Source organism: Liquorilactobacillus sucicola DSM 21376 = JCM 15457, assembly GCF_000612445.1.
In the GTDB taxonomy this organism is placed as follows: Bacteria; Bacillota; Bacilli; order Lactobacillales; family Lactobacillaceae; genus Liquorilactobacillus; species Liquorilactobacillus sucicola.
The window spans coordinates 171,609-196,493 of record NZ_BALC01000003.1; the positions used below are offsets into that span (position 1 = coordinate 171,609).

Annotated in this window: 19 protein-coding genes, 2 pseudogenes and 1 riboswitch; of the genes and pseudogenes, 12 read left to right on the plus strand and 9 right to left on the minus strand. The window is 40.6% G+C overall.

What is annotated here, in order from left to right; all coding sequences use genetic code 11:
• Positions 1 to 3: 3 nt before the first annotated feature.
• Together argC and budA are read right to left on the minus strand one after the other, a co-directional pair.
• Positions 4 to 1,035, minus strand: a complete 1,032-nt coding sequence (gene argC / locus JCM15457_RS06250; protein ID WP_034988491.1) for an N-acetyl-gamma-glutamyl-phosphate reductase — start codon at positions 1,033 to 1,035, stop codon at positions 4 to 6.
• 329 nt (positions 1,036 to 1,364) lie between these two features.
• A complete protein-coding gene (budA, locus tag JCM15457_RS06255) occupies positions 1,365 to 2,075 on the minus strand; it encodes an acetolactate decarboxylase (RefSeq protein ID WP_034988492.1) in 711 nt (236 codons plus the stop codon).
• Positions 2,076 to 2,567: 492 nt separating this feature from the next.
• Here budA and croR point away from each other — a divergent pair, with 492 nt between their 5' ends.
• From croR to JCM15457_RS06275, 4 genes and pseudogenes are all read left to right on the plus strand, one after another.
• A complete protein-coding gene (croR, locus tag JCM15457_RS06260) occupies positions 2,568 to 3,257 on the plus strand; it encodes a response regulator transcription factor CroR (protein WP_034988493.1) in 690 nt (229 codons plus the stop codon).
• Positions 3,258 to 3,281: 24 nt separating this feature from the next.
• Positions 3,282 to 4,441 (plus strand): annotated as a pseudogene (locus JCM15457_RS06265) (sensor histidine kinase).
• Positions 4,442 to 4,521: 80 nt separating this feature from the next.
• Positions 4,522 to 5,862 carry a serine hydrolase gene (locus tag JCM15457_RS06270; protein WP_034988494.1) on the plus strand — a complete coding sequence of 447 codons (1,341 nt, stop codon included), beginning with the start codon at positions 4,522 to 4,524 and terminating at the stop codon, positions 5,860 to 5,862.
• A gap of 310 nt (positions 5,863 to 6,172) precedes the next feature.
• Complete coding sequence (locus tag JCM15457_RS06275) at positions 6,173 to 9,430, plus strand: YhgE/Pip domain-containing protein (protein ID WP_051993318.1); 3,258 nt, start codon at positions 6,173 to 6,175, stop codon at positions 9,428 to 9,430.
• A 461-nt stretch (positions 9,431 to 9,891) separates the two neighbouring features.
• Here the strand turns inward: JCM15457_RS06275 and JCM15457_RS06280 are convergent, their stop codons facing one another.
• The 4 genes from JCM15457_RS06280 to JCM15457_RS06290 are packed head-to-tail and all read right to left on the minus strand — an operon-like array spanning position 9,892 to position 12,547.
• Positions 9,892 to 10,572 carry an energy-coupling factor transporter transmembrane component T family protein gene (locus tag JCM15457_RS06280; RefSeq protein WP_034988496.1) on the minus strand — a complete coding sequence of 227 codons (681 nt, stop codon included), beginning with the start codon at positions 10,570 to 10,572 and terminating at the stop codon, positions 9,892 to 9,894.
• A complete protein-coding gene (locus JCM15457_RS12385) occupies positions 10,559 to 11,191 on the minus strand; it encodes an ABC transporter ATP-binding protein (RefSeq protein ID WP_369384622.1) in 633 nt (210 codons plus the stop codon). Before JCM15457_RS12385 ends, JCM15457_RS06280 begins: the two co-directional genes overlap by 14 nt.
• The gene (locus JCM15457_RS12390) at positions 11,083 to 11,982 is read right to left on the minus strand and encodes an ABC transporter ATP-binding protein (RefSeq protein ID WP_235725605.1); all 900 of its coding nucleotides are present in this window, start codon (positions 11,980 to 11,982) and stop codon (positions 11,083 to 11,085) included. The genes JCM15457_RS12385 and JCM15457_RS12390 overlap by 109 nt, the downstream gene beginning before the upstream one ends.
• 1 nt (position 11,983) lies before the next feature.
• Complete coding sequence (locus tag JCM15457_RS06290) at positions 11,984 to 12,547, minus strand: ECF transporter S component (RefSeq protein ID WP_034988497.1); 564 nt, start codon at positions 12,545 to 12,547, stop codon at positions 11,984 to 11,986.
• A gap of 113 nt (positions 12,548 to 12,660) precedes the next feature.
• A riboswitch (TPP riboswitch) is annotated at positions 12,661 to 12,749 on the minus strand.
• 313 nt (positions 12,750 to 13,062) lie between these two features.
• Here JCM15457_RS06290 and JCM15457_RS06295 point away from each other — a divergent pair.
• The 5 genes from JCM15457_RS06295 (at position 13,063) to JCM15457_RS06315 (ending at position 17,340) form a co-directional block, all read left to right on the plus strand.
• On the plus strand, positions 13,063 to 13,314 hold the full coding sequence (locus JCM15457_RS06295) for a hypothetical protein (protein ID WP_034988498.1): 252 nt from the start codon (positions 13,063 to 13,065) through the stop codon (positions 13,312 to 13,314).
• 36 nt (positions 13,315 to 13,350) lie between these two features.
• Positions 13,351 to 14,733 carry a TrkH family potassium uptake protein gene (locus JCM15457_RS06300; protein WP_235725606.1) on the plus strand — a complete coding sequence of 461 codons (1,383 nt, stop codon included), beginning with the start codon at positions 13,351 to 13,353 and terminating at the stop codon, positions 14,731 to 14,733.
• 134 nt (positions 14,734 to 14,867) lie between these two features.
• Positions 14,868 to 15,617 carry an AzlC family ABC transporter permease gene (locus JCM15457_RS06305; protein WP_034988499.1) on the plus strand — a complete coding sequence of 250 codons (750 nt, stop codon included), beginning with the start codon at positions 14,868 to 14,870 and terminating at the stop codon, positions 15,615 to 15,617.
• A 2-nt stretch (positions 15,618 to 15,619) separates the two neighbouring features.
• Entirely contained in the window at positions 15,620 to 15,964 is a 345-nt protein-coding gene (locus JCM15457_RS06310; protein WP_034988500.1) for an AzlD domain-containing protein, read from the plus strand.
• A 203-nt stretch (positions 15,965 to 16,167) separates the two neighbouring features.
• A complete protein-coding gene (locus JCM15457_RS06315; protein ID WP_034988501.1) occupies positions 16,168 to 17,340 on the plus strand; it encodes an SAM-dependent methyltransferase in 1,173 nt (390 codons plus the stop codon).
• Between the two features lie 379 nt (positions 17,341 to 17,719).
• Here JCM15457_RS06315 and JCM15457_RS06320 read toward each other — a convergent pair whose 3' ends face one another.
• Positions 17,720 to 18,718: a LacI family DNA-binding transcriptional regulator gene (locus tag JCM15457_RS06320; RefSeq protein ID WP_034988502.1), complete on the minus strand. Its 999-nt coding sequence runs from the start codon at positions 18,716 to 18,718 to the stop codon at positions 17,720 to 17,722.
• 315 nt (positions 18,719 to 19,033) lie between these two features.
• Here JCM15457_RS06320 and JCM15457_RS06325 point away from each other — a divergent pair, with 315 nt between their 5' ends.
• The gene (locus tag JCM15457_RS06325; protein ID WP_235725623.1) at positions 19,034 to 20,338 is read left to right on the plus strand and encodes an SLC45 family MFS transporter; all 1,305 of its coding nucleotides are present in this window, start codon (positions 19,034 to 19,036) and stop codon (positions 20,336 to 20,338) included.
• Positions 20,339 to 20,381: 43 nt separating this feature from the next.
• Positions 20,382 to 22,051, plus strand: a pseudogene (locus tag JCM15457_RS06330) (glycoside hydrolase family 13 protein).
• Positions 22,052 to 22,425: 374 nt separating this feature from the next.
• On the opposite strand, the gene JCM15457_RS06335 reads toward JCM15457_RS06330, so the two are convergent.
• Positions 22,426 to 23,043 (minus strand): DedA family protein, encoded by a 618-nt coding sequence (locus JCM15457_RS06335; protein ID WP_034988504.1) that lies wholly within the window; start codon positions 23,041 to 23,043, stop codon positions 22,426 to 22,428.
• Positions 23,044 to 23,194: 151 nt separating this feature from the next.
• Here JCM15457_RS06335 and JCM15457_RS06340 point away from each other — a divergent pair, with 151 nt between their 5' ends.
• Positions 23,195 to 23,980 carry a hypothetical protein gene (locus tag JCM15457_RS06340; protein WP_051993319.1) on the plus strand — a complete coding sequence of 262 codons (786 nt, stop codon included), beginning with the start codon at positions 23,195 to 23,197 and terminating at the stop codon, positions 23,978 to 23,980.
• A 215-nt stretch (positions 23,981 to 24,195) separates the two neighbouring features.
• On the opposite strand, the gene JCM15457_RS06345 is transcribed toward JCM15457_RS06340, so the two are convergent.
• The gene (locus JCM15457_RS06345; protein WP_034988505.1) at positions 24,196 to 24,792 is read right to left on the minus strand and encodes a histidine phosphatase family protein; all 597 of its coding nucleotides are present in this window, start codon (positions 24,790 to 24,792) and stop codon (positions 24,196 to 24,198) included.
• Positions 24,793 to 24,885 lie beyond the last annotated feature (93 nt).

A 24,885-nucleotide genomic window follows, 5' to 3' on the forward strand; every position in this document is an offset into this window, starting at 1 on the left:
TGTTTAAGGGAAAACCGGCATTGATGGCAGGCCTGCGTCTTCAGGAAAATTAAATAAATTATTAAAGTTCTGCACAGCTTGTCCCGCGGCACCCTTCATTAAATTGTCGATTACCGAAACGACAACGATCGTATTGGTAACCTTGTTGTAGTCGAACCCGATATTACAATAATTCGAACCGGTAACTTCCTTGATGCTTGGCACTCCATTTGCTAAAACACGAACGAATTTTTTATTCTGATAATGCTGTTGGAATGATCGTCGCAGACCATCCAAGGTCACTCCCGTTGCTGCTTTAACGTAAATCGTTGCCATAATACCACGAGTTACAGGAATCAAAGTTGTGGTAAATTGAATTGCAGGAATGTCTGCATCCCATGCTTGTAATTGCTGAGTGATTTCTGGGATATGCTGATGTTTGTTTAATTTGTATAACCAAGCATTCTCATTTATAAAGGTATAATGGTTGGTTGCATTAGGCTTCTTCCCAGCTCCGGAAACTCCAGATTTGGCATCGATGACGATTGTATCTGGAACGATCAGTTTGTCGATAACAAGCGGAGCAAGTCCTAGCAATGAAGCTGTAGCATAGCAGCCAGGGTTAGCAATGTAATTTGATGTCAGCTTATTGAATTCTGCTAAGCCGTAGCATGCTTTTTGCAACTGTTCAGCTGGCGCTGCTGGTTTGTTATACCATTTTGAATATACTGCCGGATCTTTGAATCGGAAATCTCCAGAAAGGTCGATAAGTGGAAAGTTTTTTTCAATGAAAGGTCGGGCTAATTTATTGGTAACTCCTGATGGTGTGGCGCAAAACAGAATATCATCCTTGTCTATAATCACGGCAGGATCGAATTCCTGCAGTTCCACATGTTCATTTAGATATGCAGGAATGGTTGTGTCCAGAAATTCAGTGCTTTTTGCCTCTTTTTTATGACCATATAAATCAATATGTGCAACTTTAGGGTGTTGTTTTAATAAGGAATATAGAACTGCACCGCTATATCCCGTAGCCCCTAGTAACCCGACTTTCATTTTTTCTCCCTCTTCCATCCGTATAAATTGAATAACAATTCATTTTGTTGTTTACAACTATATTATATTATAGTATTTTTTTCAACTGTTTTTTAATAAAATATCATAAAAATACTTTAAAATGAATATTTATATGCATATATAGTCTTGTATTCACTTTTTGCATGAATAAAAGTAAAAAACATTTTTTGGGTGCTGTTGTATAAAATTGATGTATAATGCATAAACAAAAAAGACTGGAGTATAAAGTTGCCACGCAAAGCATAGAAAAATAATAAAGTCTACACTTTGACCGGCAATTCTCCAGTCTTCATTAATATAGGTAGTTTTTATTCAGCTTTAGAGATAACATCAGCGACATTGTCTTGAGAAAAGTCATGTTCCATGAATTCGCTGTTATTGACGGGAAGGTGCTGCTCTAATGTATCGAAGGTTTGGATAGCCAATTCGCCAGAGGCAAGTTTAAAATCAAGCACATGTCCGCCCATTGAATGGTCATTTGTTAGAAAATGGTTATGGAAACCAGCAACGGCGGCACCATGGAAGAGCGTAGGCGAGTAGTAGCTGAGAAGTGTCCCCTCAACGTCATGGGCTTCAAAAATACTTTGTTTCTTGGCCGTTTCCTCAAGTGTGTCAAACGGCGGTTCAGATTTAACAACGGCACGTGTTCTGACATAAGAGAAGCGGCCCTTGACTCGAACAGCAAAAAAAGTATTGGCGTTTGTTTTTCCACGTAAAGCAGCCGCGGCGAATTCTTCCGGACCAGCATTCTCAAGAGTTGTCAGAAACTTGAAGGCTGCAAAGTTAATATTGGCGAAGGGCATTGTGAAATCATCTTTAACAACATGAACGTTTCCAAAACTATCCGCTTGATAAGGCACTCCGTCTAGAATTATTAACTCGCCGTTCAAGCCTTCACCAGTTCCGATGCCTGTATCACCGTGCTGTAAGAGTTCTTTCATTGTGATGGTTCCTGCTAGAAGTCCAGGGACTAGCAGCGCAAGCGTTCCGTGCTGATAAAGAACATTGTTTTGTTTCATTATTATTCCTCCTAATTGATGTGATACTTTAAAAATACCTTTTAATTTGTGATTTATGTTGTTCTCAACATTTTAAATAATAACATACAAAGACGGTCAAACGATATGAAGGAACTTCAGCATTAAAAAAACTAAAAATCAGAATTAAGCTTGACTCTGGATAGTGCTAACGGCGGTAGTAAACAAAATACACTAAAATCAGAGGACGGGGGCAAAAGTTGAATTTTAACCTACCTCTATGTCGCAGCCTCTTCCGGACCAAGCGGTAAGGCGAATGTTCTTCACAATCTGCCTATGACTAAACATAGGAAAGAGTGGAAGTGGTTACTTAGCTTGATTTTAAACAATTCTTTAGATACGATGAAACTGTATTTTGTTACAATTAAAAGTATAAAGTGCTAATACAAGGAAAAGATAGGCTGTTTTTCTGAAATTTACAAGTTGAAAACAGAGCACATAAAATGCAAACGTAAATCTAAGGAGCTAATAGATATGAAAATTCTAGTTGTTGATGATGATAAGGATATTGTTGAGCTATTAAGTATTTACATTAAAAACGAAGGCTATGAAGTTGAGAAAGCATATGACGGAAAAGAAGCAATAACAAAACTCAATACCAACCCCGATGTTGCACTTATGATACTTGATATTATGATGCCGCACATGGATGGGATTGAAGTTATTAAGGAAGTTAGAAAGGATTCACAGATCCCAGTGCTGATGTTATCAGCTAAAACGGGTGATCTTGACAAGATCCAAGGACTTATTCAAGGGGCCGATGACTACGTAACCAAGCCGTTCAACCCACTTGAAGTAATGGCACGGGTCAAGTCGTTATTGCGGCGATCACAGCATGCAGTGACCAATGATGTTCCAGATGTACTCGAAGTGGGACCGTTGATTATCAAAAAAGATTCGCATGAAGTTGAAACAGTTGATGGTAAGTCGATCCAGCTAACTGCCTTGGAGTTTGGCATTTTACATCTGCTTGCTAGCCACCCTAACCGTGTTTTTTCTGCAGATGATATCTTTGAACGTGTTTGGCAACAGGAATCTGTTGTCTCAGCTAAAACAGTGATGGTTCATGTTAGCCATTTGCGAGATAAGATTGAAGAAGCTACTAATGGTGAAAAAGTTATTCAAACTGTCTGGGGTGTCGGTTATAAGATTGAGGCACATTAACCCAGAAACGGAGATGATTCTTAAGTGAAACTCACCGCGCGTGAAAAAAGTGAATTGTTCGGGGAAGGCATCGTGACGGTTATTTTACTGTTATTGCTAAATTTATCGATCTATGTACTGCTTGATCAGATGATTAAGTCGAATCCAGCTTTGGCAGACGGTATTTTCCAAATAAAAATGTCTCTTTCTTTTGGACCGGGTCCCTATCACATCCAATTTTGGAGCTGGGGTGGTTTGTTTGTCAGCATTATGCTGGTTGCAGATGTCTTCATAGTATACTGGCGTCTGCTTAGACGTTATCGCCAGATGCAGCTGCATCATGTCATTTCTGAACTTCACTATATTGCCGAGGGCCACTTTGATCATCGGATTCCTTTCCAACTCCAAGGTGATATGCAGCGGGTCGTCCAGAGTATCAATGCTTTGGTCGATAGTACAATCAAGTCAATGGAGGAAGAGCGGCAGATCGAACGCTCAAAGGACGAACTTATTACCAATGTTAGCCATGATATTCGAACACCATTGACTTCGATTATAGGTTACCTAGGATTGATTGAAGATAAACAGTATCACTCGTACGAGGATGTCTTGAAGTACACACATACAGCTTTTTTAAAGGCTAAAGAAATGAAAGTTTTAGTGGAAGACTTGTTTGAGTATACGAAAGTGCGGCAGACTGATGCTCCATTGAATCTGACACAGCTTGATGTTGGGCAGATGATAGAACAATTAGCAGCTAGTTTTGAACTTGAAGCAAGTAAAAAAGGAATGAAGATTACTACCGAAATTTCTGAGAAGCACATCATGATGGATGCTGATGCTGAAAAATTAGCACGGGTCTTCAATAACTTGCTGTCGAATGCGCTGAAATATGGCAGTGACGGTAAGCACATCTTTTTGAAGGTTTTCTATGCCAACAAAAGAGAGATAGTTGTTGAAGTATCCAATGATGGTCCAAAAATCCCCGCAGAAGCGTTGAAACAGCTATTTGACCGGTTTTATAGAGTTGAAAGTTCGCGTTCCAAGGAGACAGGCGGCAGCGGTTTAGGGTTAGCGATTGCTCAGAGCATCATTGGGCGGCACAACGGTATATTTATGCCCTATCAGATGAAGAATTGACAAGTTTTGTCATACACCTTCCGGTAAAACAGATTTATAAAATAGAAAAAAAGCAAAATAATTAAAAAATAGGATTAGTCGTTGTCAGGCTAGTCTTTTTTGGTTATTCTAGAGTAGACTTGATTAGATGAGGGGATAGACAAAAATGTTGATTTTTAAGAAAACAAAGCAGCTGATGTTAGGTCTGATGATCGCCGTGACGACCTTTGCTTCAGCTGCAAGTGGGATTATGCTGAATGAAAGCGCCAAGGCTGATACTGTTTCGACAGATAAAACACTGCAGCTGGATGTTAAGGCTGCCATAGCGGTTGATGCAAAAACGGGGCAAATTATTTATAGCAAAAACAGTGATCAGACTTTGCCAGTGGCGTCAATGACTAAGCTGCTGTCGATTTATTTAGTAATGCAGGCAGTTAAAGAGGGAAAATTATCATGGGATCAAAAAGTGCCAGTAGATGACGCTTCTTTTCAAGTAAGTCAAGACACAAAGATGTCGAATGTTCCACTGAAAAAGGATACGAAATATACCGTCCGGCAATTGTACCAGGCTAGTTTAATCTATTCAGCAAACGGGGCTGTTATGACTTTAGCTAATGCGGTCGCAGGATCACAGCAAGCTTTCGTGAATAAAATGAAGCAATTATTAAGAAGTTGGAATATTAAGGATGCGGAACTTTATACCACCTCAGGGCTTGGCAATGACGAGATCGGTTCTGGCAAATACCCAGGTGCACCTGCGAAAGCAGAAAATAAATTATCGGCTAAAGACATGGCACTGATCTCACAAAAGTTGCTGCATGATTATCCTGAAGTTTTAAAGACGACTAGTATTGCACGGATGAAGTTCAATAATGGAACTAGCGAAACTGAGATGGAGAACTGGAATTGGATGCTGAAAGGCCTGGCAAAATCATATTCCGATCTGCCAGTAGACGGTCTGAAAACAGGAACTTCGGACAGTGCAGGTGCTAATTTTGCAGGAACTGTCAACAAAGACGGAAAACGGATTATTACAATTGTTCTAGGTGCCAAACATGATAATGATGCGGATACTTCGCGTTTTGAACAAACACAGAAGCTGATGTCGTATGTTTATAATAACTATACCTATACGACCATCAAGGCACAGACCAAGTTTAACGGTGCATCTAAGCTGCCGGTATATCATGGCAAGAAGTTAACGACCCCAGTGGCAACAAAAAATTCAACGGACGTCTGGCTGAAAAGAGGAAGTTCTGCCAGTGACTTGCAGGCTAAACTGAGTGGAAATAAAAAGTTATACAAAAAACGGGGGCTTGAAGCACCTCTGGCTAAGAACAGGACTGTCGGTACTTTAAAGTTAAATACAAAAGGTCAGCAGTTGGCATATTTAAATGGAGACAGCAGGTTAGAACTTCCTGCAGTTAATACTCAAGCTGTGAAAAAGGCCAATGTTTTTGTTATCATGGGTCGAGCGATCAAGAATTTCTTCACTAATCTTTTTTAAATTGTTCCAATAAAGAACTAACGATGAGTCAAACTCAAGCAATTAAGAATTTGCTCCAATTAGGATCTGTGACAAGACGTAGCTTTTGTTGCAGATCTTTTTTTGTGGAGCAATAAAATCTTTCTATGTCACCCAGCTTTGCTTTTTCAGACCGCGAATACTTATCTTCCAGAAGTTGTTGAGCAAATATTAAGTTTTTTGTTGAAAGTCGTATCTTGTTTTACGTGGATATGGAGTGTATATTATAGATTGTCAAAGTAGATGATGAAACTTAAGCATCAAATTTAGGGTAGAGGTGAGAGAGTTGAGAATGATAAAAGAAGAGTTCAAAAACATAGGTAAGCACAAATTGTTGATTGCAACAATTTCGGCAATTATGTTTATCCCGTTTTTGTATGCTGTATTCTTCTTAAAATCGGTTTGGGATCCATATGGCAACGCGGGTGAATTACCTGTTGCAGTTGTCAATGAGGATCGTGCCGTTGAGTATCAAGGGAAGAAAATGGCAGTTGGAAACGATCTTGTCAAAAAACTGAAGAAAAATGACAGTTTGCAGTGGCATTTTGTTTCATCTGCAAAGGCACTTGATGGATTAAAACACAAGAAATATTATACGATTATCACGATCCCAAAGGATTTTTCGGAAAATGCAACAACGGTTCTGGACAAGAATCCCCAAAAGATGCGGTTGGTATACAAGACGAATGATTCGTTGAACTATATTGGTAAGGTTATTAGTGAAGAAGGGGCTAAGCAACTGAATACTAAGGTTCGCTCTTCAGTAACTGATGCATATGCCAAAACAATGTTCTCGACGATTAAAACTGTAGGCAAGGGTTTTACCACGGCTTCTAAAGGAGCAGCTAAACTAAGTACTGGGTCGAACACATTGTCCGACGGAATCAACACATATACGGCCGGTGTTGAAAAAGTCAATAATGGGGTAATTACTCTGCAAACGGGTGTGGTACCTTTGAGTCAGGGTGTGTTGAAATTGACTACTGGTGCAACAGCGCTTAAGGGCGGAGTTAATCAGTATACCACTGGTGTTTCCAAGGTAAATGAAGGAACTCAGAAATTAAACGGGAGTACAGGTCAGCTTGCAAACGGTGTTGGTAAATTAGCCACGGGTTCCAATTCACTGGCGACAGGTATTTATTCTTATACATCTGGTGTAACTAAGGTTAATAATGGTGTTCAGACATTAAACGGAAGTACCGGGCAACTAGCTAATGGGGTTGGTCAGCTTGCGAATGGTTCGAATACCTTGAATAGCGGAGTTAATCAGTATACATCCGGTGTTGCTAAAGTCAATAATGGATTAGGCGAATTAAACAGTCAGACAGGATCACTATCATCCGGTGTGACACAGTTGACGGCAGGATCTGCGAAACTATCATCTGGTGTGCAGAACTATACATCTGGTGTGACGAAGCTCAATAGCGGATTAGGAGAACTTTCAAGCAAATCCAGTCAATTGAAAGCGGGAGCGGATGGCTTGAAAGAGCTGCCGCAAGCTGCTTCAGCACTGTATGTCACCAATGCGGTCATTGCAGGTGGACTACAGCAGATCGATACAGGCCTAAAAAGCACCCAAGATTTAACAAGCGCGCTGGCAATGTTGAAGAGTTTAGCGACTTTTTATAACCAATACAGCAGTACTTTGTCTAACATGGGAGCACTGACTGCAAATCTGCAGACCGTGAATGCGGCGTTGCAGAAAGTTGGGCAGAATAGTCTGACAATTGAACAAAATGCACAGGAACTGCAAAAATCCGTGAATTTGAAAGAAGAGGACAAGCAGAAAGTGCAAGCTATCTTAACTGCCAATCAAGCCAATTTGACCCAGTTGCAGGAACTGCAAAAATCAGGTGTCTCATCTGCGCAGATCACGGCAATCAATGATGCACTTAACAGTTTTCAGGGTATTATGAAAAACGCAAGCCTATCACAGGAGAAGTTAAACCAGCTTAATAATACTTCTGCAAGTTTGAGTAAACTGTCTACGAGCGTCGCTGATTTAAGCACGATGGCGAGCAAATCACAAGGAATCGCGGAAAAGCTTAATCAAAGTGTAGGCAATAGCAGTAAGGTTGATGTTAACAGTATTTTAAGTGCGGGGGCAGGCGCAGAGGGACAAGTTCAAAGTGCTGTTGCTGCAAATACAAATGGGACACAGATTAACCAATTGATTGATGGAATTAATGCTTATACGGCTGGTGTTGGGAAAGCCGCTGCGGGATCTAATGAATTAGCGCAGAATTCAACGGCTTTGACTCAGGGAGCAAATAGTTTAAGCAGCAACCTGTCACTTTTAAACAACAAGATCCCAGCATTAACAAACGGAGTTTCACAGTTATTTGACGGATCAAATAAGCTGAATCAAAATTCTACATCACTGGTGAATGGAACGGCTCAATTAGCTTCTGGTCTGGGAACGTTGAATAGCAAAGTTCCAGCATTAACAAATGGAGTCTCACAGTTAGCAAGCGGTACTGGGCAGCTTGCTGCCAATAACGGCGCCCTAAATAGTGGTGCTGCGCAGCTGTCTGGCGGATTGGGGACATTGAATAGCAAGGTTCCAGCATTAACAAACGGAGTCTCACAGTTAGCAAATGGTACTCAACAGTTGGACAATAATAGTGCTAAGTTAAATAATGGTGCGGCACAGCTGGCAGATGGTACCCAACAATTAAATTCCAAAGTCCCAACGCTTGCTGCAGGTGTAGATAAATTAGCTGGCGGAACGAAGCAATTAGCTGCCAATTCAGGAAAACTAACCGATGGAGCCGGCAAATTACACAAGGGTAACAAACAGCTAGCTAATGGACTGAGCAAGGGAGCAAATCAAATAAACGCAGTCAAGACTTCAAATAAAACAGCGGATATGTTTGCAGCTCCATCTAATTTGAAACATGAAAATTACAGTAAAGTTCCAAACTATGGGTATGCATTAGCCCCATACATGCTTTCTGTAGCTTTATACGTCGGAGCTTTAGTATTTAATCTGGTTTATCCGATCCGCCGCCTTTCAACGCCGGATGGGTCAGGAACAGATTGGTTCTTGAGTAAGGTTTCGGTAGGAACGATGGTTGCAGTAGGGACTGCAGTTGTAGAAACGTTGTTGATGATAGCAGCGGGGCTTGTCCCAGACCATCCAGTACAGATGATACTGAATGCAATCTTCTTCTCAATGACGGCGATGTATCTGATTATGCTAATGTCGATGGCTGGTGGCAATCCTGGGCGCTTTGCGGCTATGATCTTGCTGGTCATTCAACTAGGCGGTTCCGGTGGGTCGTTCCCAATCGAGATCACTAATGGAATGAATGGCTTTTTCCAAGCAGTCAATCCATTCCTGCCGATGACCTATTCAATCCTAGGCTTCCGTGAAGCTCTTACCTCAGGGTTGGGGACCGGGCAATTCGTAACTTCAATGCTGGTAATGCTGATCTTCATCGTAGTTTCATTGCTACTCTTATGGTTTACAATGGTTCGTCTCAGACGAAGCGGCGCAATTACTTACGTTGAAACAGACGAAGGCAAGGATGCTGCCAAACAAGCTTAATGAGATAAAACAGAGCTATTAGTTTAGTGGATGACCAGATTTGGAGAGGGCTTCAATTAACGCCACTATGGTCCAGACTTTCCAGAAACAACCGGTAAGGTGAACCCTTTTCACAATCTGCCCGTGACTAAACTTAGGGGGAGTACGCTAATAGTTGTTAGTTTATTAACTGTAATTACGAATGTAGTCGTCTTATTTTGACTAGAAGAGCAATCTTGGGTTAGGCGGAAAACTGACGATTGAAACACGACATGCACATATTTTAACGAAAACAACATGGAGCGGGTCAAAGATGTCTTTGACCCGCTCCATGTTTATTCTGTAAAGGTGTAAGTGTGCTCCATAAGTCAAAAAGCCTTGCCTAATATTGTAATATTCAAGTTTTACCGACTTATGTCATAATTTATTTGTATGCAACTAAATGTAAGAGTTTCTTAATTATGCTGAATGAAGACAACAAGTCACCATGGACTGACAAGGAAGGCAGCACTAAAATATAACATTATCACAATAATGGCAAATCCCCACTGCCATCGAGGAAGCGGATCGTTAAATGTCCTCGTTCGAGGGAAGCCTTCTGAGAACCCTTGCGACGACATGGCCTCAGCGAGGTCTTCTGACCAATGCAACGCAACGATAATAATACGCAGATACAACGCTGGCTGCCAAGGCCGATAACTCTTCCCTCGCATCTGAGCAGAGTATTGAATGAGTTTGAATTGCTGTCGAATACGCGGAAGCAGGTTGAAAGATGCTAGGAGACCATAGACAAAGGTTTCAGAGAGCTTGATGTGAATGGAGAGACTTATCAGGATTTCTTTGACTGGAACAGTCAGTGTTAGCATGGAACCCAGTAGCAGGTAAGCATAGACACGCGAGCCATAGATCCAGGCACTATGCCATGTATCGCCGGTTCCAAACATAATAAAAGACCACCAACTCCCAAAAGCAAGTGGAAAAGCCAATAGCAGCATGATCAGAACTTTTCGTAAGAGAACTTGGCAGTACAGCAAATACAATAAGCAGATAAATGTAACGACAACATTGAGGATAACACTTCGCGAAAAGGCAATTTGGAATCCAATGCCAAGCATAATGATTGTCAAAATAGTTGCGTTCAAATGCTTTTTACGCTTGCCCATTATGTTCTTTTACCTCCCCTTCAATCGTTAAGGATTTATCTGCAAGTTTGAGTTCATAATCAACAAATTCAGTTACACCAACTCGTTGATGTGAAATAAGCAAACTGCTTATTTTCAAGTCAGTCACAGTTTTTTTGATCAGTTGCATCACATTTTTGAGCGAAACAGCATCAAGCCCAGCTAACGGTTCATCAAATAATAAGATAGGCTGCGACATGATGAGCATACTTAAAACCTGGAGCTTTTTCTGCTGTCCGCCGGAAAGCTGATAGCTGACGTGATTTAGGACCTCAGCGAGATTTAATTGGTTAATGGCTGCGGTTATTCGCCGCTCTGTCCAGTAATAAGGCTGCAGGCTGTTTTGCTGTGATAAGGCAATCTCATCTTGTGCTTCCAGCTTGATGAATTGATCAGTACTGTTTTGGAAAACGACTCCAACAATGCGTGCCCATTTTTTTATACGCATCTTCTCCGATTTTTTGTTCTTATATAGAACCTGACCATGATAGTTCAGTTGATGAGAAAGTGCTGAAAATAAGGTGGATTTTCCCGCTCCATTCGCTCCAGATAAAAGTCCAACTTGCCTTCGGGTAATTTGAAAGAATGTGGTTTGAGTAATGTTCGTGAGCCAGCTTGAAAGCTAAGATCATGCCACCCGAATATTGAAACCTTGTTCATTCGATTTTGAACGGGAGTCTCTGCAGCCGTAAGATCCAAACGTTGACGGGATATTTCATGAATGTTTTTTTGATCAGTATTCACTTCATAAAGATGGTCGACTAGCTGCCGATATCCAGTCAAATCATGATCTGTAATAAAGATAGACTTGCTCTCTTGGATTTGCATTGCTTTCAAGTCAGCTAGAAGAGTTTTGCGACCAGCTTGATCGACATTGGCGAAGGGCTCATCAAGCAGGATAATGTCACTGCCCATAGCCAAAATGGTTGCAAGTGCGATCCGCTGTTGTTCACCACCTGACAGCTCCAATAGTTGGCGCCTTCTAAAACTCTCTAGTCCGAGCTGCTTGAGTGTCGCGGCCACAAGTTCGGCGATTCGCTGAGGAGTCAGTTGCAGGTTCTCTAAAGCAAAAGTCATCTGTTCTTCAACCGTCCGCATTGCAAATTGCCGCGTAGGGTTTTGAAAGAGCAACGCAATATGCCGAGCACGTTCAAAAGGAACAAGAGTGCTGACTTCTTGATTATTCAATTTGACCGTTCCTGCGGAGATCGTGCCGCCATATTCTGGGTAAAGACCGGCTAATAGTTTGAATAAGGTAGATTTTCCACTTCCAGATGGGCCAATCAATAAATTGAACGAGCCGGGTTCAAGACTTAGATTAAGTTGTTGGAGAATAGGCGGACGCGACGGGTCATAGGCAAAAGTTAAATTGGAAACGGACAGGGTAGTCATCTTACTTGTTTATGCCCGTTTTTAGAACAAGTTTTTTGATCCAGTAAACTAGAACGCCGGCGAAGAAACCGATTGAGATAAAGCGGATGATCAACAGCGTCAGCAGCAGGCCAAAATGGTATTCACTGTAACCACTTTGGAACCAATCCCATACAAAGGTGAGAATAGTCGCGCCAATGGTCGAAAATAACAAGCCTAATTTTGACCAGTTTTTATAGCCTGTACAAGCAAAACCAAGTTCGTTCCCAAGGCCTTGGATAAAACCAGAAATAAGATTGGCAGCTCCCCAGCTTGAAAATAGCAGCATCTCGACCGCAGCAGCAAGTAATTCGCCAATAATAGTTGCCCCGGCCTTTTGGAGTAAGACGCCCGCAAGTGGACCAGCCATAATCCAGACCCCTAAGGTTAGATCATTGGCGTAAGGTTTTAGTGGTGTGGCTGCGATTAAATAATATGCATAACTCCAAACCTGATAGATAACACCGAAAAAAATACCAATTATTGCTAAAAAAATAACATCGCGCAAAGACCAGCCGCGCTTGGGCTTTTGACTCATGTTTTGCATTTGAAACACTCCTTCTTATGGTAAAGTAATGCGAGATAGAGTACATTTCAGATAAAAAAATAACCGCCACACTCAAAAAAGTATGCCGGTAGACGCTTTCATTCATCAAGCAAAAAAATTCGAATTAAGCTCCCTACGCTGGCATTATCCAGATCAGGTATCATGGGTATTTCTCAGCCAAAAGGCACCCCAGCTCACATAATACAGTGTAAGTCTAGCAGAAAAAAAATAAAAAGTAAATCTTGCAGTTACTTGGCGGCTGTTTTTTCTTGTAAATAACAATCTATAAAAAGTAATCGATGGTGAAAGCAACGAAACAGCGTGTAGCCTGTGACTCCCATTGGAGGGGGAGAAACTGATGTTATTTGTTCAAGTTAGCTTTCCTTCATTATTAGCGGTATAATAGTAATACGCGATAGCAAGCAGGAGGACGGTTCTAGCTTTTCAGATAATGAAACAAGGATCGGTTTTATTTTGAAGTGGATAGTCGGATTTACCGTTGAGGAGGAAGAAGTATGAGTGAAAAACGAAAATCCAGAAACAATAGGGACGAACAGGTAATCGAGGTAAGCGAACTCGGGACACCTTTTGTTAAAAATACACATGTTGCATTTGTCTTCCATCGGCACCATTTTAAGGGGAAAATCAAGAAACAACTGCGAAATTCTGCTATCATTGATTTTGACAGCGACTATAAGGAATCTTCAACTGCACTAGAATTGAAGCAAAAGGTCGTTATCAGTTATTCCAAAATGAAATTGGTTTAAAATTGATTGAATAGTTAGGAAGGCAGGTACAGATCATTGAGTAAGATTAATTATTTGTTAGTTAAGGTTCGCGAGAACACGACCCCGATCCAATTGATAGTTATCTCTTACTTTCTAATGATTGTACTTGCCTTTTTTTTGTTGTGTTTGCCGTTTTTTCGAAGAGAAGGAGCAAGTGTATCTCCACTGGATACTTTTTTTATGGCTGTTTCTACCGTTAGTGTGACCGGATTATCGACTTTTCCCCTGCATGAAGTATATAACAATTATGGTGTTATTTTGTTAGAAGTTCTTTTTCAAATCGGTGGTTTAGGGATTACGATGCTGGCGACAGTCGGTTTGGTACTGGCACGCAAGAGAATTACACTTCATCAAAGGCAGTTGATTCAGATTGATATGAATCAGCCGCGGTTGAGCGGAACTGTTCGTTTGGCCTACTCGGTTTTTGGCTTGATGATGGTGCTGCAGCTTTTATTTGGGCTTCTGTTTTCTCTGTATTTGTATTTTGCACAGGGGTATCATCAATTAAGCAAGGCTTTTTTCGAGGGTTTTTATATTTCGATCTCAGCTGTGACTAACGCGGGTTTTGATATTACCGGTACATCTATTATGCCATTTCGTCATGATTATTTGTTCTTGATGACAATTATCTTCTTAATCGCGATCGGTGGAATTGGTTTCCCTGTACTGACTGAGTTACGTGAGTGGGCAGGAATTAAGTTGCGCAGGCAAGATAAAAGGCAATTCAGATTCTCACTGTTTGTAAAATTAGCTGTTTTCTTTGCGGTCTTGTTTTTTGTAATCGGAACAGTCCTCATCTTATTCTCTGAGTCTAAAGGCGCTTTTGCACATCGAAGTTTGATGGATAAATTAATGACCGCGATGTTTTATAGTGCGTCAACACGTAATGCAGGATTGCAGTTGGATTCGTTAAATGCTTTCAATTCAACAACTCTTTTGATTTTTTCGTTGCTAATGTTTATCGGTGCAAGCCCTAGCTCAGTCGGAGGTGGGGTGCGAACGACAACGATCGGCATTTTAATACTTTATATGTACTCCTTCATTCGAGGGAAACGCAATGTGAATGTTTTTGGACGGCAAATAGGTCAGGATGATATTCAAAAGGCGGTTGTAGTCGTGAATTTGTCTCTTTTGTTATGCGGAACGGCTGTTTTGATTCTATCAGCAACTGAAAAGCAGCCGTTGACGGCTTTGATCTTGGAAGTAGCTTCAGCTTTTGGAACGACCGGACTTTCTTTGGGAATAACAGGTTCACTAAGTATAGTAGGAAAATGGGTGATCATTATTTTAATGTTTATTGGTCGAGTAGGAATGCTTTACATGTTGATGCTCTTTGTTTCTAAGCGAAAGAAGGATCTAAGCTATCGTTTTCCAACTGAAAAAGTAATTATTGGGTAATTTTGTGACGCTCTGTGCTTAGAATCTTCTCATTGATTGAAATTTTTACCCGAACGTTAATAATCATATGTTATAATCGGAGCTGCGAGGACTTTTATTTTTGGAGGCTTATTCGTGAAAAAAGAGGAACCACGTTGCTAGAGGTATTGAAGATAGCTCTGCCATTATGTTTAAGTTACATTCCGATCGGTCTTGCTTGCGGCATCTTGTTGAATGTAGCGGGATTCAACGTGATTTTGACAGGTCTGGTTTCGATCTTAGTATTCTCAGGCGGTGCACAATTTCTGCTGGCTTCAATGCTGACAGCAAATGCACCAATGCACACGGTACTGATCATGCTTTTTTTCCTAGAATTACGCTATGCGCTGTTAGGCTCCAGTATTTCACAGTATTTACGGAACACAAGCAAGAAGTTTCTGTATATTTTCGCTGTTTCCTTGAATGATGAGAATTATGCTGTTAATTATTTGAAGTTTGCAACAGATAAAAGTTGGACACCTAAGGACGCGCTGATGGTCGAGCATTACTCACTTCTTTTCTGGACTTTTGCCAACATTGTTGGCAGTCTGATCGGGAACCTCTTATCGGTTGACCTTGCAATTGTTGATTACGCATTGACGGCCTTATTCATATATATGATTGTGATGCAGGTTGCGAATAAACTGACGATTGTTGTCAGTTTTGTTGCAGCTGTTTTTGCGATTATTTCGATGGTTGTGCTTAAGAGTACAATGGGGCTGGTCGTCTCGACCCTGCTAGCATCTTTTGTGGGTTTTGCTACTGAAGATTACTTAGTCAAGCATGGGAAAAAGAGGGGTTTTCTTTTGAAAAAAATAAAGCCTAAAGCTAGTCGGCGAGTAATCAGCAAGTCGGGGGATAATTGATTATGACAGAAAAAACTATGGAACATTTGCTTTTGATCATTTTATCTATGTTGGTCGCATTTGGTCCGCGTTTTATTCCCTTGCGAATTTTTTCAACGCGTGATATTCCAAAATGGTTCAATGAATGGATGAAATACGTGCCAGTTTCTTTATTCACGGCACTTGTTGTCAAAGATGTTTTTATTGATACTGGCGCAGGATACGTTTTTACAGGTATACATAATATGGCAAAAATCATCGCCTCGTTAATTGTCATAGCAGTAGCGTATCGATCACGTTCGATGGGGCTTTCAGTTGTACTGGGTTTGATAGCAGTTACGCTGTTAGCAATGGTTTTTACGGTTTGACAGTAAAAGATAATTAACTTGAGGGGTTGCTTGGTGTGTCAGGGCAGCTGCTCTTTTTTTGTATAGTAAGAAAGCAAAATTTAATTTTTGTAATGGCCTGATTTTAGAAGTATAACTTCGGAATTCTGAAAAAAATTGTGAAAAGTGATAAAATACTATTGTTTAGTTAGTAATTGAGTAAAAAGCGGAGGTTAGATGAAGTTATGATCGATAAGATGTTCTACAAGAAAATGTTGAGCAAATCCTTCAGCATTCCGGTTCGAGTAAATTATTGGGATGGTGATAGTGAGCAATATGGTGAAGGGACACCTGAAGTGACGATTACCTTTAAGGAAGCTGTACCGATTAAGGAATTGATGCGCAACGCCTCTATTGCTTTAGGTGAGGCTTACATGGATGGACGCATACAGATTGATGGGTCGATTCAAGCATTGGTCAAATCGGCTTATGAGTCTGCAGAAAGTTTCTTTTATAACAGCAAGTTAAAACGCTTTCTACCCAAACAGTCACATTCAGAGAAACATAGTAAGACAGATATCCAAAGTCATTATGATCTTGGTAACGATTTTTATCGTTTATGGCTTGATCCGTCAATGACGTACTCTTGCGCATATTTTGAAAATGATGATGATACACTTGAGCAAGCCCAATTGAACAAAGTGCACCATATTATCAAAAAGTTAGATCCGCAACCAGGCAAAAAGCTGCTTGATATTGGGTGTGGTTGGGGAACGTTGATGCTGACTGCCGCAAAAGAATATGATCTGGATGTTTCGGGAATCACTTTAAGTGAGGAACAATATACATTTGTTCAAAAGAAAATCAAAGAAGAAGGACTTGAAGACCGCGCACATGTTTATCTTGAAGATTATCGTGAATTGCAAGAAGGCCCCTTTGATTACATTACGAGTGTCGGAATGTTTGAGCATGTGGGCAAAGAGAATCTGGGAACCTATTTTCAAACAGTTGCAGACTACCTCAGCGACGATGGGGTTGCACTAATACATGGGATTACTCGTCAACAAGGAGGTGCCTTCAACGGTTGGATCAACCAATATATTTTCCCCGGTGGATACATTCCTGGTATGACAGAGAATTTACAGCATGTTGTTGACGCTGGAATGCAGATTTTTGATATGGAAACTTTGCGGCGCCATTATCAGCGAACTCTTGAAATATGGGATAAAAATTTCCACGAGAATATAGATATTATTACTGAGAAGGCTGATGAAAGGTTTGTGCGCATGTGGGACTTGTACTTGCAAGCTTGTGCGGCTTCATTTGAATCAGGTAACATTGATTGCATTCAATACCTGATTTCAAAGGGCCCTAGCGGTAGGACACTACCTAAGACGCGCAATTATATTTACAAATAAATAAGCGGCGAAGTAACCATAGCCTTTTGAGTATTAACTACAGATTACGAGCAATCACGCGGTTAGTGTAAAAGACTAACCGTTGAAGTACATTAATGCGTATATTTCAACTAAAAAACAGAGTGGGCGGGGTCAAAAAACTTTTGACCCGCCCACTCTGTTTCGGCATATTATGCGGTTGGATTCTTTTCTTAGATAGCGACTCTTGTAAAACTACGTATATAGCAAGTACTTTGTTATGAGTAATTTGAGGTAGACGTAGATTTTGATTTATGGAGTAACTAACGAAGCTAGATTATAATTTAACTTTTGTGGTATGGCACATTTTGATGCTGCCGGTTCTTTTTAATGGTAAGACAAACTTTGCAGAAATGCTCTTTTAAAGTGTCAATTTTTTAACGCTTTCACGTTCAGAAATTTTGACATCTGTGAAGGCGTTTTGTTGTTGGTCACTAATCAAGTATTCTGCTCCTAGGTAGCCCATGTGATAGAAATCCTGGGTGACACTTGTTAATTGTGGCTGAACGATTCTACAGAGATAGGTCCCATCAATCGTGATAAGCGATAAATCATCTGGAATAGAGAGATGCAGTTTGGCAGCCTGGTTCAAAAGGCCGATTCCAACAAGGTCACTACCAGTGATAACAGCACTTATGCATTTTTGGTTGCTATAGTTCTGCATTGCAAGCAGTCCTGCTTCATAGCTGTAGTTCCCCGTTTGAATCCAATTTTTTTGGAGAGGAATATTATTTTCTGCCAACGCCCGCTTATAGCCTGCTAAGCGCATCTTTCCAGTATGAGCACTGGATTCAATATCAATTCCGGCTAAACCGATACAGCGGTGCCCCATCTTGATTAAATATTTGGTTGCTAGGTAACCTATCTGCTGGTCATCCGATGCTACGTAGTTGAGTGCTGAATCTTTGAATGAGATAGAGATAAAGCGGAAGGGAACCTGTGCTGTTTTTAATAATTGCAGGTTTTCCTCGAATAAATCAACTGAGAGCAGCAAGACACCGGCGATTGGCCGTTCTAAAGCAGTGGAAAGAGCTCTTCTTTGTGATGTTGCATCGTGATCGCCTGCATAGAGGATAATGACCCTTTTATCGCTTTCAGCGGCTTTTTGTTGAATTCCTTCAATGATCGGATCGGAAAAATTAGTTTTAGTGGAATTTACAATAACAGCAATGACGCTGCTTTTTTGTGTAACAAGTTCTGTGGCAGCCATATTCTTTTTGTAGCCTAGTTTTGTTGCGGCAGCGTTGACAACAGCTGCTGTGTCTTGGCTGAAAAATCCCACTTTATTTGAAAGGACCCGTGAGACAGTGGCGACCGAGAACCCAGTTTCTTTTGCGATGTCTTTAATAGTTACCCCCATATGCTTTTCCCCTTAAATTATAGATATATCTTAATTCTACCGCTTGCAGCCTGAAATTAAAATGAAAAACTTCAAGCATAAAATTAATTTTAAGCAAACGTTTACTTTATTTTTTAAAAACTATTGTAAACGTTTACTGTAAGTGATATAGTTCTTATTGAAAGCAGTTCCATTAAATTACATGAATAGGAGTGGATAGATATGGAAAGCAAGGTAAGGCCTTCAACAACAATAAAAAAGAAAAGTGTTCCATCCAAGAGTGGTACTCAGATAACAAACTCGCTGCCTTCATTGTCTTTGAAAACTATTTTTGCGATGACTTTTGGTTTTTTCGGGGTCAACATGGCATTTTCGTTACAGTCTTCACAGATGGGAAGGATCTTTCAAACAATAGGAGCTGATCCGACTAAGTTGGGCTTTTTCTTCATTTTGCCTCCATTGGCTGGAATGGTAGTTCAGCCGCTAGTTGGAAAATATTCAGATTTAACGTGGTCGAATAAGTTTGGACGTAGAATGCCATATTTGATGATCGGAGCTCCGATCGCGGCCTTAGTAATGGTCCTATTACCTAATGCAGGATCATTTGGTTTCGGATATGCTTCAATTGCAGCTTTGACCTTCGGCGCAATTGCAATTCTATTTATGGATCTGTCAAGCAATGTCTGCATGCAGCCCTTTAAAATGATTATTGGAGATATGGTAAACGAGGACCAAAAAGATCTAGCTTGGTCGTGGCAGCAGTCATTCAGTAATCTAGGTGGTGTTATCGCGACGATCTTTCCTTTTTTGCTGACAATGTTGGGAGTTGCTAATGTTGCAAAACAAGGTGAAGTGCCGCTTTCCGTCAGACTGTCATTTTATATTGGAGCTGCTATCTTATTAGCGACATCTATTTACACGATTATAAAGGTTAGGGAATATGATCCTGATTCCTATGCAAAATATCATCATATTGATACCAGTATCCATCAAGAAAAACCTTCTTTATGGACATTAGTAAAAAAAGCACCTCGTTCATTCTGGGAGGTCTCATTCGTTCAACTGTTTGATTGGTTTGCATTTCAATATCTATGGACCTATGCAACTGGAGCAATTGCTAAAAATGTGTGGAATACGGCTGACACAGCATCAGCAGGATATCAAGCTGCCGGAAACTGGTATGGAATTCTAACCTGTGTTCAATCAGTAGCAGCAGTTGCTTGGGGCTTCCTAGTTCTCTCTAAAACAAGTCCCTTTAAAAGAAAGTTCTGGTTTAGAATTGGTTTGTTCAGTGGAGCTCTAGGGTTTATCGGTGTTTTCTTCACGCATAATCAATATCTGCTGATCCTTCCATTTTGTTTGATAGGTATCTCTTATTTGACAATGCAGACTGAAGCTTTTTCAATATTTACTTCTTCGTTGGATGGCAAAAATGAAGGGGCATACATGGGACTATTCAATTGTGGGATCTGCTTACCGCAAATTATTGCTTCACTTGCAAGCTTCATTATTTTCCCGCTTATCAACAAATCAATGCCAGGGATGATATTAGTAGCCGGAATAGTAATGTTGCTAGGTGTGTTTGCTGTTGGAGTGATAAAGGAAGATACACCACAGACTGGATTTGCAAGTAAAAAATAAGAAATAAAAATTTAAAAAATATTTTTGAGGGAGAGAATTAACAATGAAGAAAAAATGGTGGCAAAAAGCAGTTGTATATCAGGTATATCCGCGCAGCTTTCAGGACAGTAATGGAGATGGGATTGGTGATTTAGCTGGCGTCTTGCAGCGCCTTCCCTATATTAAAAAATTGGGTGTTGACGTTATTTGGCTTAATCCGGTCTACAAATCACCAGACAAGGACAATGGGTACGATATTAGTGATTACCGTGATATTCAGCCTAAATTTGGTGATATGAAAATTTTTGATAAGCTTTTGAGTGAAGCACACCGTCTAGGTTTGAAGGTAGTAATGGATCTAGTTGTTAATCATACATCTGATCAGCATGAATGGTTTAAAGAAAGCCGTAAGTCAATTGATAATCCTTACCGTGATTTTTACATTTGGCGTGATGGACAAGATGGACAAGCACCGAATAATTGGGGTTCGTATTTTGGAGGTTCAACTTGGAAATACGATGAAGCCACTAAACAGTATTACTTGCATCTATTTGCAGAAGGGCAACCAGATTTAAACTGGGAAAATCCAGAAGTTCGTGAGCAAGTATGGGAGTTGATGCGCTTTTGGTTAGATAAAGGGATCGATGGATTCCGTATGGATGTTATTAACTTCATTTCTAAGCCGGAAGGTCTGCCTGATGCGCCTAATCCAGAGAATGCTGAATACGGTGATGTTGAACCATGGTGGCAGATGGGGCTAAACTGAACGATTATTTGCGAGAAATGAACGATAAGGTTTTATCGAAGTATGATGTGATGAGTGTTGGGGAGATGCCGAGTTCTAAACCAGAAGATGCGGTTCAGTACACAGGTTTGGACGCTGGAGAGTTAAACATGGTTTTCCAATTTGATCATGTTACATTAGCTTTTAATGATGATCCGCGTTTAGGCAAATGGAATGATAAGCCTGTGAACTTAGTTGATTTGAAAAGGGCTCTGTCACGCTGGCAGCTTGCTCTAGACGGGAAGGGTTGGAATAGCTTGTACTGGAACAATCATGATCGTGCACGCGCAGTTTCACGCTTTGGTAATGACAGCCCTGAATATCGTGAACGGTCAGCAAAAATGTTGGCAACGACCCTTCATATGATGCAAGGGACACCATATATTTACCAAGGCGAGGAGTTAGGTATGACCAATGCACATTTCACTGACTTAAAGCAATATCAGGATATCGAATCATTGGAGTCGTATCATCAAATCGTTGAAAAAGAAAAATTGACGGATCATGCTACCATGATGCGTTATCTGGCAACTGAATCAAGAGATAATGCACGAACTCCAATGCAATGGGATGACTCAGTCAATGCAGGTTTTACAGCTGGTACACCATGGTTAGAATTGAATAAAAATTACCGTGAGATAAATGCGGCCAAGGAGCTGCAGGATGAGGATTCAGTTTTCTATTTTTACAAAAAATTGATCGATCTAAGGCATAAGAGTGATCTGATTGTGTATGGAGATTATCGTGAGCTAGATCCAGAAGACGAGGAGGTATTTGCTTACAAGCGTCACTATGAGGGAAAAACCTTGCTTGTTATCAGTAATTTCACTGCGAAGGATGTAACGCGCTCGTATGATAGTGAAACTAAGAAAACATTACTGCTCAGCAACTACGATGATGACTTGGGCACTAAGTTTCGTCCATACGAGTCAAAAGTGTATGTTTACTAGTTTTAAAATATTGGTAGGACAATACGTGAAACACGTTAATTTATATATTTCAACTTGAAGTTCAAGAGAGTATGCGCTCTTAGCTCCACATGCCCTACTATAATTCAAAAAAGGCAGTACAAGGTCGGGAAAATTTGAGTACTAACTCGAAATTACGAACATAGTGAGTACCTTACTATGAGTAATTCGAAATTAGACGGAGAATTTTGACTTATGGAACACGTTTATACGGAATAAAAAGAGGGTCTGTGCCAAAAGTTAAATCTTGGCACAGACCCTAATTTTAGTATGTTTATACTTTCTTGCAGTTTCCATATTAACGTGTTTTAGCTTTGCGTAATTTACTATCACGATGTTGGTTTCGCATAGAATTATTAGTTTTTGGACTTTTTCTTTTTGTGCCAGATAAAAAAACAAACAAGTGCAACGATGATGAGCAGCAAGAGAGCCATTTTGCCATAAGTCTCAATTAAAGCAACAATGTGCGGCCACGCGTGGCCCGACAACCGACCCACAAAGATCAAAACAGTATTCCAAATCAATGCTCCGGCAGTTGAAAAAGCAACGAAGCGCCCAAAAGGATAACCTGACATTCCAGCTGGGATTGATATCAAACTGCGGACAACCGGTACAAAACGGCCGAAGAAAACAGCTGCACTTCCATGGCGGTTAAAAAAAGCCGCGGCTTTTTCAATATCTGCTGGTTTTAAACGGAGTATTTTCCCTAAACGTCCTGCAAGCATCTTCTGCAGCCGTTCAACAGATAAGAAGCGGCCGACAGCGTATAGGACAGCCGCACCAATGATAGCTCCGATAGTGGCCGCAATGATACTTCCCCCAATGCTTAACTTGCTGGAAAGGGTAATAAAACCAGTAAAAGCCAAAATGACTTCGGATGGGATCGGTGGAAAGATATTCTCAATTGCAATTAAAAACGCAATTCCAAAGTAGCCATATTGATTTATAACGTCGATTAAAACTGATGTGTTCATGCAACTCTCCTAAAAACTAAATTTTAATAATTGTAACTTTTTTGAATAGAGTTGGTCAAATATAACGAAAGAAAGTTGCGAACATTTTAGCGTTAGCATAAAAAAATGTTATACTGAAATAGCTAATTGTCAATGCAGGGAGGTGCGGAATTTGAGAAGATGGATGTGGCTTATTGCAGCATTGGTGATAGCTATTATTTTTGTGGGATACGGATACACTAAGCATATTGAAACAGCACAATATTACCGTAACTCGTTTCAGCAAGGTGAACGCGCAATCAAGGCAGCAAAGTATAGAGCTGCAGAGGAGCATTTTCGAAACGCACAGAAGAGGAAAGCAAACAGTGATATAGCCAGTGATTATGTTAAACAGATTCAACAGTACAGGGCTGGCCTCCAGGCTTCTAAGCAGGGAAGATACGATGATGCGAAAGCAGCATTCAACGAAGCTGCTGGAAGTGAAAATGGCTCGCCAATATTAGTACGGCGTGCTTCCGCGAAGGAAACAGAGCTTGGTGAAGCTATGCGTGAGCTGAAAATCTTTCAGAAAAACTATAAAAAAGCACGCATTTTGTCGAGCAACTATGAATATACCGCGTCTAACATGAAATTGGCAACTATTTTAGGGTATGGTAATATTGATAAGCCATACTACGATGAAGTTTATAGGAAAGCAGTTAAACTGGAAGCGTATAATAATCGCATATTGCTAGTCTGGGCTATCGAACGGCAACGGCCACTGATAGTTCGAGTTATGAAAAACCCATTTTGCCGTCTGATGAAACTAATGGCCCCCCTCAATCTAGCGGGCCAGGTGATCAAAGCAGTATTAATGATAGACCGATTACGAAAGAACAGATCAAAAGGGCTCGCCGCGACATTGCGAGTCAAGGAATTGACGTGGCGGCATTTAGGGATCATGATGTCAAGGAAGTAATTCAAAGGGCTAGAAATAATCAGATGACGGTCAAGGAAGTAGCACGCGAGTTCAAGTAAACTCCCAAGCTAAGCGAAAAGATACGGTTAAGCTGGAAAGACTGCCTATCAAGATACAATAATACACGCAATATAGAGTTAAAACAGGAAATTTGGGTCAAAATACTGAGACCCGAACTTCCTGTTTTTAGAATATTTAAATAATGTAACATGGGATCAAGAGAACTCTTGGTTGAAATACAACAATGTCATTGATTCAGGTGTCAATTCGATTTTGGTAACACCTGCATTTGAAGGTTCATTCAAGTTAACAAGATTCTTGATACCCAAAACAGCATCGAGCATCAATTTGATTGTAAAACCATGGCTGACAACTAGAATTTTTTCATTATTGTGCTTGACAGCGAGTTCTTTGAAGAAAGCCTGTAAGCGCTCGGTTACTTCAGTAAAGGTTTCTCCATGGGAGACTTTGTCGGAATTAGGCAGAAGGTTCTGCTGACTGTCAAAGAAACGGGCATATTTTTGGTGAATGTCTTTCAATAGCTGACCATCCCATGCACCATAATCATATTCTTTTAAACGCCAGTCATAGGTTGTTGTTGTTTCACCCGCGATTATGTGGGCAGTTTGTGCTGCACGAAGTAATGGGCTCGCGTATACTTTAGCAAAATTCAGTGTTTGTAACTGTTGTTGAACTGTATGTGCTTGTTTGCGGCCTTTTGCCGTCAGTGGGGTATCGATCTTACTTCCTTGCAGGATTCCTGCTTTATTTGCCTCACTTTGCCCGTGACGCACGATATATAAAGTAGTCATCATGACCTCCTCATAGTAGTTGAATAGTGTGTTACTCAAAGCATATACATTTTTTCGGCAAAATGCAAAAAGAATTGAACTCACGAATGGCTC